The sequence below is a fragment of the Parafrankia irregularis genome, assembly GCF_001536285.1.
Taxonomy (GTDB): domain Bacteria; phylum Actinomycetota; class Actinomycetes; order Frankiales; family Frankiaceae; genus Parafrankia; species Parafrankia irregularis.
In genome coordinates this window covers 26824-40258 of the sequence record NZ_FAOZ01000003.1, presented here as the reverse complement: position 1 = coordinate 40258, position 13435 = coordinate 26824, and the positions used below count along the sequence as shown (strand labels likewise).

At 73.4% G+C, this 13435-nt stretch carries 12 protein-coding genes; 1 reads left to right on the top strand and 11 read right to left on the bottom strand.

Going from position 1 to position 13435, the window contains the following annotated elements:
- Window positions 1-56 precede the first annotated feature (56 nt).
- From AWX74_RS05235 to AWX74_RS05190, 10 genes are all read right to left on the bottom strand, one after another.
- Complete coding sequence (locus tag AWX74_RS05235; protein ID WP_006543820.1) at window positions 57-707, bottom strand: SGNH/GDSL hydrolase family protein; 651 nt, start codon at window positions 705-707, stop codon at window positions 57-59.
- Window positions 704-1693: an alpha/beta hydrolase family protein gene (locus tag AWX74_RS05230; protein WP_091272190.1), complete on the bottom strand. Its 990-nt coding sequence runs from the start codon at window positions 1691-1693 to the stop codon at window positions 704-706. Before AWX74_RS05230 ends, AWX74_RS05235 begins: the two co-directional genes overlap by 4 nt.
- Window positions 1694-1695: 2 nt before the next feature.
- Window positions 1696-2262 (bottom strand): YiiD C-terminal domain-containing protein, encoded by a 567-nt coding sequence (locus AWX74_RS05225; protein ID WP_091272189.1) that lies wholly within the window; start codon window positions 2260-2262, stop codon window positions 1696-1698.
- Window positions 2259-3530 (bottom strand): acyl-CoA dehydrogenase family protein, encoded by a 1272-nt coding sequence (locus AWX74_RS05220; RefSeq protein WP_091272187.1) that lies wholly within the window; start codon window positions 3528-3530, stop codon window positions 2259-2261. Before AWX74_RS05220 ends, AWX74_RS05225 begins: the two co-directional genes overlap by 4 nt.
- A gap of 52 nt (window positions 3531-3582) precedes the next feature.
- Window positions 3583-4818 (bottom strand): NAD(P)/FAD-dependent oxidoreductase, encoded by a 1236-nt coding sequence (locus AWX74_RS05215; protein WP_091272184.1) that lies wholly within the window; start codon window positions 4816-4818, stop codon window positions 3583-3585.
- A 91-nt stretch (window positions 4819-4909) separates the two neighbouring features.
- A complete protein-coding gene (locus tag AWX74_RS05210) occupies window positions 4910-6907 on the bottom strand; it encodes an AMP-dependent synthetase/ligase (RefSeq protein WP_091272864.1) in 1998 nt (665 codons plus the stop codon).
- A gap of 238 nt (window positions 6908-7145) precedes the next feature.
- A complete protein-coding gene (locus AWX74_RS05205; protein WP_091272181.1) occupies window positions 7146-7880 on the bottom strand; it encodes an HAD-IA family hydrolase in 735 nt (244 codons plus the stop codon).
- Window positions 7873-8793 carry an MBL fold metallo-hydrolase gene (locus AWX74_RS05200; RefSeq protein WP_226930879.1) on the bottom strand — a complete coding sequence of 307 codons (921 nt, stop codon included), beginning with the start codon at window positions 8791-8793 and terminating at the stop codon, window positions 7873-7875. The genes AWX74_RS05205 and AWX74_RS05200 overlap by 8 nt, the downstream gene beginning before the upstream one ends.
- 242 nt (window positions 8794-9035) lie before the next feature.
- Window positions 9036-10295, bottom strand: coding sequence for an MFS transporter (locus AWX74_RS05195; RefSeq protein ID WP_091272178.1), 1260 nt, complete (start codon window positions 10293-10295; stop codon window positions 9036-9038).
- An 18-nt stretch (window positions 10296-10313) separates the two neighbouring features.
- On the bottom strand, window positions 10314-11138 hold the full coding sequence (locus AWX74_RS05190; RefSeq protein WP_091272175.1) for an alpha/beta fold hydrolase: 825 nt from the start codon (window positions 11136-11138) through the stop codon (window positions 10314-10316).
- Window positions 11139-11299: 161 nt separating this feature from the next.
- Here AWX74_RS05190 and AWX74_RS05185 point away from each other — a divergent pair, with 161 nt between their 5' ends.
- Window positions 11300-12130 carry a helix-turn-helix transcriptional regulator gene (locus AWX74_RS05185; RefSeq protein WP_091272172.1) on the top strand — a complete coding sequence of 277 codons (831 nt, stop codon included), beginning with the start codon at window positions 11300-11302 and terminating at the stop codon, window positions 12128-12130.
- Here the strand turns inward: AWX74_RS05185 and AWX74_RS05180 are convergent.
- A complete protein-coding gene (locus tag AWX74_RS05180; RefSeq protein ID WP_091272169.1) occupies window positions 12016-13029 on the bottom strand; it encodes a LysR family transcriptional regulator in 1014 nt (337 codons plus the stop codon). The two genes, AWX74_RS05185 and AWX74_RS05180, sit on opposite strands and share 115 nt — an antisense overlap.
- Between the last annotated feature and the right edge of the window lie 406 nt (window positions 13030-13435).

The window sequence follows — 13435 nt, the reverse complement described above, 5'->3', positions numbered from 1 at the left end:
GTGGTGGGGGCGGGGCGCTGGATGGCCTGGGGGAGGGCTCAGTAGGACAGCAGGGCTCAGTAGGACAGGAGGCCGGCCCCCGCGCCGGCGCCGACGGGTTCGCGCCCGACCGGCGCCATGCCCGTGTGCAGGCCGACGAAGTCGGCCATGGTGTCGGCGAAGTGGCGGTGCCCGCGCGGGTTCGGGTGCAGCCCGTCGGGATCCCACAACGCCGGCCCGCGCCATTCGGCCGCGGCCGCGATGTCGAGGCAGACCGCGCCGACGGCCGTGGCGGCCCGGGTCAGGTCCTCGTTCGCGCGGGCGAAGCGGTCGCGCAGCAGGGCCCGGAACGGCGCGGGGATGTCGAGGTTGCCGGGGATGTCGGGGTAGGTGGCGGTGAACAGGACGGTGTCCGGGCCGGCGAGCCGGCGCAGGATCGCCTCCAGGTTGCGCGCGAAGCGATCGGGGTCGTAGTCGCTGACCAGGTCGTTCACACCACCGATGAAGCCGATCATGGTGGCCTTGTTGACCAGGGCGGCCGGGACCTGCCGGTGCAGGATGTCGGATGTGGTGGCCTGGTGGGTGCCGAGGTTGCGGTGGCCGCCGCGCGGGACGGCGAACAGGTCGGCGAACAGCGGCACCCAGCCGCCGTACGAGCCGTCCGGCCGCGGGTCGCCGCGGCCCTCGGCGAAGCTGTCGCCGAGCACGGTCAGCCGGGCCCGGGTCACCGGCCACCCCCGTCGGTCGCGCCGATGCCCGGGCCGGAGCCCGCGGTGGCCGCGGCGGGCAGCCGGCCGCTGGCGATCCAGGTCGCGGCGGCCTTCCCGATGACCGCGCTGTCCTTGATCCACGCGAAGTGGTCCCGGTTCTCGACTCCCGAGGCCGCCACGACGTGCCAGCGGGTCAGCCGGGCGACCGGCATCCGGGAGCACAGGAAATCCACGTTCGAGGCGGGGCCGAGCCGGTCGTCGTCGAGCGAGATCGCGAGCACCGGCAGGCTCAGCGCCCGCAGCGCGTCGTCGTGGCGGCGCGACGAGCCGCGCGGCCGGCACCAGCTCGTCCGCGACTGCCGCGCCCAGTCGACCATGACCTGGCCGGACATCGCGCCGCCGATGAGCATCCCGCCCGGCCAGTGGCCGCGCAGCCGTGCGACCAGACCGATCGTCTGGATCTTCCAGTACGCCTCGAGCCAGTTGCGGCGTCCGAAGGCCCGCCAGTAGGGCGTGCCGGTGCCGATGGTGATGATGCCGGCGACACCGGCCGGCGCGGACGCCGCGTGGAACAGCGCGAGCTGCCCGCCGAGGCTGTGGCCGAACAGGTACAGCGCAGCCTCGGGGAAACGGGCGCGGATCGTGGTGACGACCGCCGGGACGTCGACCTCGATCAGCTCGCGGTAGCCGAAGTTCGGCTGCTCGCGCAGGCCGGGGGTGCTGTCGCCGTAGCCGCGCTGGTCACACAGCACCACCGACAGGCCGGCGCCGAACAGCGCCTTCGCCAGCGGCACGTAGAACTTCGCCTTCAGCGCCATCGCGGGCAGCAGCGCGACCACGGGCACGGCCGGGTCGGGCTGGGCCATGATCCGCAGCCCCAGCACGACGTCGCCGCCGACCGGCACGGCCACCTTCTCGGCGGACGAGCCCTGCGCCGGAGTCTGCGCCGATGCCTGGGAATGTGCCTGGGACGGTGATGACGCCGTCGACTCGGTGGTGGCCATGGTCAGTCGCCGCCGATCGCGCAGACGTAGTCGAAGCCGAAGCGGGCCACGATCACGTCGTCGTCGTCGTAGAGCACGGCGCGCACGTCGAGGTCGAACCGCTCGGGCCCGGTACCGGCGAGGACGCGGCGCGCCTCCCGCTCGTCGACCATGCCGATCGCCCGGATGCGTCCGCGGGCGGGCCGGCGGAAGGACGAGCGGGCGTTGCGCACGACGAGGCTCTCGAACCGGCTCAGCCGCGCCGCCATCGCCCCGGCGACGGCGGCCGCCCCGGCGAGGTCGGCGGCCAGGAACAGCGCGCCCGCGTGCACGGTGCCGAGCTGGTTGGTGAGATCGGGCCGGGCGGGGATCTCCACGACCGAGTGGTCGGGGTCCACCTGGGTGATGTCAATGCCCACGAACCGGCGGAACGGCACGATCGCGTTGGCGATCTCGCAGATCCGCGCGAAGTCCGGTGCCGACGGATCGGCCGTCGCCGGGCCGAAGATGGAGAACGGCCCGGATCCGCCGGCCCCGGCGCCGGCCGGCTGGGTCGCGGGCGGCGTGGCAGGTGCGGATGTCGATGTCATCGGGCCTCCTCGGGGCTGATGGGAGCCGGGCTGCTGTGCGCGCGCAGCACCCGGCGGGCGATCGAGGCACGCAGCACCTCGGACGAGCCCTCGTAGATACGGAACCCGCGGGCCTCGACCAGGAAGCGGGCGACCAGGTGGTCCTCGCAGATACCGAGCCCGCCGTAGAGCTGGACCACCCGGTCGAGCACCCGCCACACCGCCTCGGCGACGAACGTCTTCGCGATCGCGGCGCCGTGGCGGGCGCCGGAGCTGGCCAGGCCCTCCTCGTCGAGGACCCGCGCCACCGACCGCACCAGCGCCCGCGCGGCGGCGATGTCGATCTCGTTGTCGGCGACGTGCGCCTGCGCCATGCCGTGGTCGGAGATCCGCTGGCCGAACGAGGAGCGGCCGGTGATCCACGCGGCGGCCATCTCGTGCGCCCGCGCGGCCAGGCCCAGCCAGGCCATGCAGAACGCCAACCGGGACGGGGCGAGGCGCACCTGGGCGTAGCGCAGGCCGGCGCCGACGTCACCGAGGACGGCGTCGTCCGGGACGAAGCAGTCGGCGAAGGTGACCTCGCAGTGCCCGCCCGCGGCGCTGTGGTCCAGGGTCGGCATGCGGCGCCCGACCCGCAGGCCCGGGTTGTCCTGGTCGACCAGGAACATGGTGGTGCCGCCCTCGGTGCGGGCGATGCAGATGGTGAACGCGGCGCCCTCGGCGCCGGTGATGAAGTGCTTCGCCCCGTCGATGACCCAGCCGCCGTCGACCGGGACGGCGCTGGTGCGGACCATCGACGGGTCCGAGCCCGCGCCGGGCGCGGGCTCGGTGAGCGCGATCGAGGAGCGGGTCTCACCGCGCAACAGCGGGTGCAGGTAACGCTCGGCCTGCGCCTGGGTGCACACCGCGGCGAGCAGGTGCATGTTGCCGTCGTCGGGTGCGGCGCAGTTGACCGCGGTCGGGCCGATCAGGCTGCGCCCGGCCGCCTCGAGCACCTCGGCGAGGCCGGCGTTGGACAGGCCCAGCCCGCCGAGCCCGACCGGGGTGAGCGGCCCGAACACCCCGGCCGCGCGGGCGGCGCGCTGCAGGTCGACCCGGACGTCGTCGTCCATGTGCCGGCCCGCCACGACCAGCTCGCGTTCGACGGGCAGGACGTGGTCGTCGACGAAGGCACGGGTGCGCCGGGCGAGCTCGGCGACGTCGGCCCCCGGGCCCGCGGGCGGGGACGAACCGGCGGGCTCGGGCGTGCCGGCGGGCGCGGGTGGACGCGTGGCCGGGGCGGTGGTCATCGGGGGGACGCCTCCTGGGTGGCGGGGCTCGGGCTCGGGAGCGGGCGCGGGCTCAGGCGGCCGGCAGCAGGCGCTTGTCGGCCGGCGTCCCGACCTCCTCGTAAAGCTCGGCGAGGCTGTCGCGCTCGAAGAAGTCGTGACCGTCGGCGCCGCCGGCGATCATGGCGAAGAACTTCTTGATGTACCGGGGGCTGGCCGCGGTGGCGTTGAAGACCGAGTCCAGGAAGGGCGGCAGGACGAGCTTGGACAGCGTGCAGGTCAGCTCGAACGTCCCGTGGCTCTCCTCGTCACGGATCTTGACGTACTCGGCGGCGGCGTCGTCGAGCGTCCGCTCGCCGGCCAGGCCCGCGTGCAGGCGGTCGGCCAGCAGCTGCGCCTGCAGGAAGGCGTCGGTGATGCCCCAGCCGGTGAACGGGTCCTTGTGGTAGCCGGCGTCGCCGACCAGCGCCCAGCCGGGCCCGTTCGAGCGCCGGTAGTAGTTGTCCGGGTAGCGCATCGGGCGGAACTCCTCCACCCGCTTGCCTCGGGCCCGCAGGTCCTCGCCGAGCTCCGGCAGCACGTTGTCGAAGATCGCCTGGAAGCTGCCCTCGACGTCGGCGCGGAACTCGCTGAAGGCGGCGCGCGGCCGGATGATCGACAGCAGGTGCTGGCCGTCGTTCGTCGGCCAGGTGCCGAACTGCTGCTCGCCGAGGCCGGTCCGGTGCTGCATCGCCCAGTCCAGGCCCTCGAAGTACGAGTAGTAGATGAAGCCCTCCGCCGGCACGACCTTGTAGAAGTCGGCGCCGACCTTGTCCGCCACGGTGGACGTCCGACCGTCCGCGCCGACCACGAACGCGGAGCGGAACTCCTGCTCGGGCCCGTCGCCGACCTGCCCGCGGATGCCGGTCACCCGCCCGGCGTCGAACAGCAGGTCGGTGACCGTGAAGCCTTCGATCACCTCGGCGCCGGCCTCGCGGGCGGCGTCGACCAGCAGCTTGTCCAGGACGGTGCGCCGCGGGCAGTACACCGCGTCGATGCCCTCGATCGGGTCGGCGAAGCCCTCGACGAGCATGCCGGTGTAGTAGAAGGTCAGGTTGCGGATCGGCGGCACCCCGCTGGCGATCAGCCGGTCCAGCAGGCCCCAGTCACGCAGCCGGGCCAGCCCCGTCTGGTGCATGTAGTGGGTCGACACGGTGTCGCTGGGAAAGGTCGACCGGTCCACGACCAGGACCCGGTGGCCCTGGCGGGCCAGCAGCATGGCCAGCGGCGATCCGGCGCAGCGGGCACCGACCACGATGACGTCGTACATCCTTGGGAACTCCCGTCGTACAGGCGGGTGGAACAGGACTGGGGCCTTTGGTTCAGGTCGGGCGGCGGCTCTGGTCAGGCGGCGGCTCTGGTCAGGCGGCGGATGTCGCCGGTTCGGTCGGCGCCGGGCCGGCCGGCTCGGGGGCGGCGGTGTAGAGCTCGTCGATCTCGGCGGCGAACGCGGCCTCGATCTGTGCGCGGCGCAGCTTCATCGAGGGCGTCAGATGGCCGTCGGCGATGGTGAACTGGGTCGGCAGCACCCGGATACGCCGGATCGACTCGGCGCGGGAGACCAGGCTGTTCGTGTCGTCGACCGCGTCGCGCAGCCGCTCCGCCAGGGCGGGGTGCTCCCACCACCGGTCGGTGCCGAGGTCGAGGCCGGCCTCGGCGGCCAGCTTCGCCAGCACCGCCGGCTCCAGCGTCACCAGCGCGGCGACGAAAGGGCGGCCCTCGCCGACGACCATGCAGTCGGCGACCAGCGGGTGCAACCGCATCCGGTCCTCGAGCAGGGTCGGCGTGACGTTCTTGCCACCGCTGGTGACCAGGATCTCCTTACGCCGGCCGGTGATGACGAGGTAGCCGTCGGCGTCGAGCCGGCCCAGGTCGCCGGTGTACAGCCAGCGGGGCGCGGCGTCGGTGCCGTCCTGCCCGGCGGCGTCGGGGTTCGACGGGTCCGTTCCCGCCTGCAGCGGGTCTGTGCCTGCCTTCAGCGGGTCCTGGCCGGTCCGCCAGTAGCCGGGGGAGACGTTCGGGCCCGCGACCAGCACCTCGCCGTCCGGTGCGATGCCCACGGTCGTTCCCGGGATGGGCTGGCCGACGGTGCCGACCCGGTTGGTCTCGGGCTGGTTGACCGTCACGGCGGTCGCGGCCTCGGTCAGGCCGTAACAGTTGAGGATGTGCACGCCGAGCCCGCGGTAGTAGGCCGCGGTCGTGTTGTCCAGCGACGCGCCGCCGCTGATCACGTGGGTCAGCCGCCCACCGAACACGGCGCCGACCCGGGCCAGCAGGGCTTCGTCCGGGCGGCCGCCAGGCTCATCGGTGCCGGTGCCGGTGCCGGTGCCGGTGCCGGTGCCGGTGCTGACCTGTGCCAGCCCCGCGGCGACCGCGGCCAGCTCGGTGTCGGCGTCGACGGCTGCCCGCAGGCCCTTGCGGATCTTCTCCAGCCCGTACGGGACGAGCGCCAGCACGGTCGGCCGGAAACCGGCCATCGCGGGCAGCAGGTCGGTGACGGCCGAGAGCAGCCCGGTCCTGGTCCCGGCGTACAGGCAGGCGACCAGGATGGTGCGTCCGAAGACGTGCGCCAGTGGCAGACAGAGCAGTGTCGCGGCCTGCTCGGTCACGACATCGCTGGCGTCCGTGCCGTCTCCGTCGGCACCGGTGCCGACGGTGTGCTCCGGACGCCACACGCGCCACAGCCCGCCGGTGTGCTCGACCGTGTTCGCGCCGGACGCGAACAGGTTGCCGTGGGTGAGAATGCAGCCCTTGGGCATCCCGGTGGTTCCGCTGGTGTAGACGATTGTCGCGATCGAGTCCGCGCGGACGGCGCCGCGGCGCCGCTCGAACTCGCCGGCGCCACCGTCGCCCGCGGCCGGCACCTCGCCGTCGGCGTGGGCGGTGTCGTCGGATGCCGTCAGGCTGTCGAGGTCCGCCAGCGGCCAGGGCGCCTCCCGCAGTGCGCCCGCCGCCGCGCCGGCCACCAGCTCCTGATGCTCCGGTGTCTCGGCGAAGCACCACGTCATCCCGGAATCGGCGACGATGTGGGCGATCTGGGCCGCGGAGGCGGTCGGGAAGATCGGGACGGTGATCGCGCCGATCGCAAGCACCGCGAGGTCGGCCACCACCCACTCGTAGCTGGTGCGGCCCAGGATGCCGACGCGGTCGCCCGCGCCGACTCCCCGGTGCAGCAGGACCGCCGCGACCTGGCGCGCGTGGGCGTCGAGCTCGCGGTAGGTGATGTCCTGCCAGCCCGACGCCGCCGGGCGGCTCAGGACAACCAGTTCGGGGGTGACCCGCACCCGGTCGTCGACGAGGGAGTAGAGGCCACGGTCCTCAGGAAGGACGAGGCCCGCTCCCAGGGTGTACTGCGACACACCGACCACCTGTTCCGTGACGAGTTCCGGGGAATTCCTGGCGGATTTTCCGGACTCAGTCTCGAACGGTGCGTCGCGGTTGGCAATGCGATTGTGACGAACGATCCGTAAACGACAGCAATCGTCGGCGCGTGATCGATTTCGATGGATCGATGGAAACTATTTATCGTTCTCGCGGGCGGTTCGCCTTCTCCGTCCACGGTCCACGGTCAGGGATGGAAAAGAATCGAAAGTGGTCTCAGTGCCGTTCGAAAACCAGTCGGTGCACCACGTCGAGGGTGTCGGCGACGGTGGTGTGCTCGATTGTCTGCCAGCCGAGCACCCGGGCCGCGGCGCAGTTGGCGCCGAGGTCGTCGATGAGCAGGCAGGATTCCGGCGGCACCCGGAAGATCGATTCGGCCAGTCGGAAGATCGCCGGATCCGGCTTGCGCAGGCCCACCTCGAACGAGTTGACCGTCACCTCGAACGGGTCGACATCCGGGGCGAGGGCCCGCCGGTGTGGCTCCCATTCACGCACGCTGTTCGTGAGCATGCCGACCCGCACGCCCTCACCGCGCACCCGCGCCAGCAGCGTGAACAGCTCCGTGCTGACGGTCCGGCCGACGTACCAGTAGTCGCCGAAGCGGGTCAGGTCAATGCGCGGTGTCCAGTGGGGCGCGAGTGCCGCCGTCACCCGCAGCCCCCATTCCCGCTGCGGCAGAATGCCCAGCTCGAGCGGCTCGATGAGGGTGCCGCCGAACGGCTCGGCGACCTGGCGGATCGCCGCCATCAGATCCGCCGCGGGGACCCCGGCAGCCGCCGCGACCTGGCTGAGCGCGTCGGCGACGGGGGAGGTGAGGACACCGCCGTAGTCACACCACAGGGCTCGGACCGGCGGCGCTGTGCGCGGTGCGCGCACGGTCAGGGCCGCGGCGGCGCCGGGCGTCCGGTGTCGCCGCGGCGCGGTGGGCGCCGTGCTGAACGGTTCAACCACGGGGCGCCAGCTCCGAACCCGCCAGCTCCGTTCCGGCCCGACCGGATCCCGCCAGCTCCGCGCCTGGGACGATGGGCGCAAGCACCTCGGGGCTCCGCGTCGTGAAGCGGGCCGCGGGGGCGGCCAGATGTACCGGACCGGCGAAGACACGCTCCGCGTCCACCTTGCGGGCGGCGAGCCAGGCCCGGTCCGCGGTCACGAAATGGGTGAGGACGAGCTGGTCCACCCCGGCCGCGGCGGCCACGGCGGCGGCGTCGGTGGCGCTGAGGTGGCCGTGGCCCGTGGTGTCGGTGAGCTCCAGCGTCGCCTCGGCGAGCAGCAGGTCGACGTCACGGGCGAACGGGACGAGGTCCGCCGTCACCCCGGTGTCGCCGGTGTAGGCGAAGCTGCCGGTTCCACTGTCGATGCGGGTTCCGCAGTTGGGCACCGAATGGCGCAGCTCATGCAGGCTCACGGTGGTGTCGCCGACCTCGAAGACGTCCCCCGGCGCGTACTCGCGGACGTCGAAGGCGACCTCGAACGCGCGGTCCAGCAACGGGATCGTCGCGACCGGGAACAGCGCCGCCAGCGCCGTCAGCCGCTCCCGTCCGCCCGCCGGAACGTACAGCGGCACCGGGGCCCGCTCGACGCGCCGGGTCAGCGACGGGAGCGTCGGGAACAGCTCGGCGAACTGCCCGTATCCGGCGAGCAGCGTCTTCCCGAGGGGAAGCAGGTCGTAGCAGTGGTCCAGATGCAGGTGGCTGATGACGACGGCGTCGAGCTGGCCCGGATGCGTGATCGTGCTGAGCGCGGTCGCGGCCCCGGGGCCGCAGTCCAGCAACAGGCGAGCCTTTTCGCTCTCCACCAGATAGCTGGAACTGCACTGGCCGGCGCCGGGCATTCCCGACCGGCATCCGAGGACCGTCAACTGCATGTCCGTGTCCATTCTGTTGGACAGCGTCCGGAGCGAACAACGCTGTCGTGGGCGGCGACCGCGGTCGGCACGTTCTCCGCGGCGGGCACCGGCCCGGTCGCACCGACCTGGACGGCGGAGCGACCTGGGACAGGAGCGGGCCGGCCAGCCTCGGCGATCACGCGAATCCGACCGTTTGAGCGATGTTCCGCGCCCACCGGATCATCGGCAACACAGGAATGCCGAACGAACTATTCAGAATGTCAATCGCGAAACGCGGCGCCGCGCCGGGCCGGCTCGGGCAGGAACACGCACATGGCCACCGCCAGCGCCGGGACGAAGCACAGGACGGTGAACGGGGCGGAGATGCCGTGCGTGTCGGCGATCGCACCGAGGGCGGGCGCCGCGAGCCCACCGGCGCTGACGGCGAGGCCGAGAGTGACCCCGGAGGCGGTTCCCGGCCGGCTGGGCAGGTAGTCCTGCCCGAGCTTGACCAGCACGGCGAACGGGATGCTGATGGCTGTACCCGCCGCCACCGCGGCCGGAAGTCCCGTCACCGGTCCGCCGGCCAGCCGCAACGCGACGAGGGCCGGCACGGTGAGCACGGCGCCGAGCTGGACGGTGCGGACCGCCCCGAACCGGTCCGCGAGCCGGCCGCCGACCAGCGTTCCCCCGACACCGCCCATCAGGAACAGGGTCAGCGCGAGCCCGGCGAGGGCGTGGCCGGCACCCAGGTGCCGCAGCCAGAACAGCTCGATGAACGTGCTGACGCCGAACAGCAGCACCGACCGGACGATCTCGACCGCGGTGAGCAGCAGGAACGGGCGCGGGCGGTCGGGCGTGGGTGCGCCCGCGCCCGCACCAGTGCCCGGCCGCCGGGCCGCCGTCGGCCGGCGGCCCGCCCGCAGCAGAACCACAGCGAGCAGCAGCGCGGGCGGGATGAAGAGCACCGTCGCGTTCGGCCCCCAGGCGGCGAGGGCCGGTGTGGCCAGCAGCGGCGCGAGGAAGAACCCGACGCTGCCGCCCGCCGCGAACAGGCTCATCGCGGCGGTGTCGTCGCCCGCCGCCGCGCGTGCGGCCGCGCCGGCCGCCGGATGGAACATCGACACCCCGACCCCGGACAGCAGGAGCAGCAGCCAGGTCGCGGCGTAGGCCGGCGCCAGCCCGGCCAGGCCCGCGCCCACCCCGGCCAGGCCGACGCCGACCGGCGCCATCCAGGGGACACGGCGGCGGTCGACCAGCACGCCGACCAGCAGCTGGGGCAGCGAGCCGCCCAGGGTCGCGGCCAGCGCCAGGCCGGACGCTGCGGTGTAGCCGTAGTGCCGTTCGAGGACGAAGTAGGGGATGCTCGCCGGGACCAGCCCCTGGTACAGGTCGTCGACGGCGTGCGCCGCCGTCCAGGTCCGCATCCGGGCCCAGGGCGAGGCGGGCCCCACCACGAGTGGTGCTGTCGGCACTTTCGGTGCCGGGGGGATGTCACCGAGCAGGGCGCCGGTGCCGCTGTGATCGTGGGACGTGCGCATGTGATGAGCCACTTCCACTCAGCCGCCCTGCCGGGGCAGCGCGCGCAGGAACGTCTCGATTTCCGGGAGCACCGCGGCGGCGAGGTCGACCGCGGTGGCGAGGGAGCCATCCAGGGCGCGGCCGGCGAGCACGGCGGCCGGCATGATGCGCGCCGCGGCGTGGACGATGTGGTCCGGATGGCGCCAGTCGCCACCCGGGAAGAGCAACGTCGGCACCCGCACAGCGCCGAGCTCGTCGACGGACCGGAAGGACCGGTCGTGCCCGATGGCCGCCGCGGCGGCGACGCTGTCGGGGTCGGCGCGCCCGATCGCCTCCCTGACCATGGCGCCGGCGAGGGGTGACAGCCCCCGAAGGAGCGGTTCCCAGCCGGCCGCCAGGCCGTCCGAGCGGACCCGTCCGGCGAACTCGTCGAGCAGCCGGATCTCGGTGGCCTTCGCCTCGTCGTCCTCGATGTCCTCGACGCCCATGGCGACCACGGCGGCAAGCCGGTCGGGATGGGCGATCGCCAGCCGCAGCGCGATCGTCGCGCCGATGCCGACCCCGATGACGGCGGGCACGTCACCGTGCGCTGCCGCGGCGGGCACAGCGTCGAGCACGGTGAGAACGTCGTGGACGTACTGGTCCCAGGTGTGGCGGGCCGGGTCGCGGCACACCGACGCGCCGTACCCCCGGATGTCCGGCTGCACCACGGTGTGCCGCCGGGACAGCGCGCGGGCGATCGGGTCGAGGCTGCGCCGGTCCGGGCCGCCGGCGTGCAGCAGCACGACGGACGGCCCGGACCCGCTGACATCGACGTGCAGGTCGCAGCCGTCCGGGGCTGTCGCCCGGTGTGACGCGGTCATGAGGCACTCCTGACGTGCCCGCTCGGGGGCGGGCGACGGGCGCGGGACCGGTCACGTTCGGTGGGCGCCGCGTGGGGCGCCGGGGCCGGTCCCGGTGGACGACTGCGAGCCTCTCCCGCGGATGGCCTGGCCAGCCACCGCCAGCCCGTACAGTTCTGTCGATGAACCGCCATCTCGCCGCCGGGCCGACCTTGCTGCGCCTGGCTGACCGGGAGGGCGTCGACTGGCACGATCACGCCGACCACCAGCTCGTCTACCCCGGCACCGGGGTGCTGCGGGTCTTCACCCGGCGGGGCTCGTGGGTGGTGCCGCCGCTGCGCGCGGTCTGGCTGCCGGCCGGCGTCGCCCACGCACACCGGGCGCACGGCCGCACCGACATGCACACGCTCGCGTTCCGGCCGGACGACGATCCCTTCGGTGTTCCCGACCCGACGATCGTGGCGGTCACCGGCCTGCTGCGGGAGATCGTCCGCGCGCTCACCGACCCGGAACTGAGCCCGGCCGACTCCGCGGACCTCACCGCCGTGCTCCGCCGCGGGCTGCGGCCGGTCACCGAGCCTCGCCTGCACCTACCCAGGCCGGTCGACGACCGACTCGTCGCCGTCACCACCGCGCTCGTGCGTCAACCCGCGGACACCCGGACCCTGCACGAGCTCGCGCGGACCGCGGGCGCGAGCGAGCGGACCCTGAGCCGGCTGTTCCGGGCCGAGACCGGGATGACCTTCCCGCAGTGGCGGGCGCAGCTGAGGCTGCACCACAGCCTGACCCTGCTCGCGATGGGCGAGCCGGTCACCGCGGTGGCCATCGCCTGCGGTTACAGCAATCCGAGCTCGTTCACGGCGGCGTTTCGCGACGCCTTCGGGGTCACGCCGGCGCGCTACGCCCGCGGCACCCGCGCGGATGGCACCGCCCCGGATGGCACCGCCGCGGATGGCGCCGCCCTGGACGGCGCGGTGGGGGATGGCGCCGTGCCGGCACGGGCCGAACCGTGATCGGCGGCCTGCTCGGAGAAGGGCCCGGCCGCCTCCAGACAGTCCAGGAAGGCGCCCACGACCGGCTGCGGGTCGGGGCGCCAGACGGCGTACATCCCCACCGTGGGGACCGGGTCGACCAGGCGTACCGCGGACAGCCCGTGGCCGGGCGGGTGCGCCCCGCGGGCCGCCGAGGCGAAGCCGACGACCGGCCTGGTGGTGACCACGATGCCGGTGGCCCCTGAGTCGTCCACCTCGTCGGAGATCGTCAGCGCGATGCCACAGCGGTCGGCCGCGGCGAGGATGGCGTCGTGCATGGCGGGACTCTGCTCACGGCGGAACAGCACGCAGGGCTGGTCGGCCAGCTCCCGGAACGGGACCTCGCTGCGCGTCGCCCAGGGGTGGCGGCGGCTGACGACCGCGACCAGCGGTATCGTCGCGACCCGCTGGGAACGCAGCTGCGCCGACGGCGGCCCGGCGAAGACCAGTGCGACGTCGAGGCGGCCCTCTGCCAGCGCGGACAGCTGCGGACCGCTGCGCGCCTCCCACAGGGTGGTCGACACACCGGGATAGTCGGCGGCCAGTCGCAGCAGCGTCGGCTGCAGCACCCGCTGACCGGCCGGATAGTTGAACCCGATGCTGATCATGCCGGTGCGCCCGGACGCCGCCTCCCGGGCGACGGTCACGGCGCGGCGGGTCGCGTCCAGCAGCCTCCTGGCCTCGACCTCGAAGGCCCGGCCGGCCGCGGTCAGCTTCACCTCATGGGAGCTGCGCGAGACCAGCTCGACGCCGATGTCGCGCTCGAGCCGCTGCAGCTGCTGGCTCAGCGACGGCTGCGCGAGGTGCAGCCGGGCCGCCGCCCGACCGAAATGAAGTTCTTCGGCGATGGCCAGGAATGACGTGAGATATCGCAGCTCCATGGCCGTCCTCCCGGTGGGCGCAGACCACGTTACCGGTGAGCGCTAACCACCGGTAACGCGCACATGTGGACGGCGGAACGAGAACATGGCGGGCAGTCGCGCCGGCCGGCCGGGCGGTCTTCGTCGACCGCGACCCGACGGGTGCTGCCGCGCTCCCGCGCGGGCCTGCCATGTACGCGTTCACACCTGGCGTGCATTGCCTGCCGGTGGAATCCGCGACCGGCGTGCGGCAGCATCCGTTGCCGCTTCGCCCGGGATGCGGACGATTAGCGGCGCCGATGGCCCAATTGTGGTCGAGAAATCGTGTTTGACCGGTGGGTGAGCGGCGGGCAAGCATTTCCAGGGAACGGGTACGGCCCGCGGACGGTACGCGGAGAAAACAGGCGCACGGTGGCCGGTGCCACGC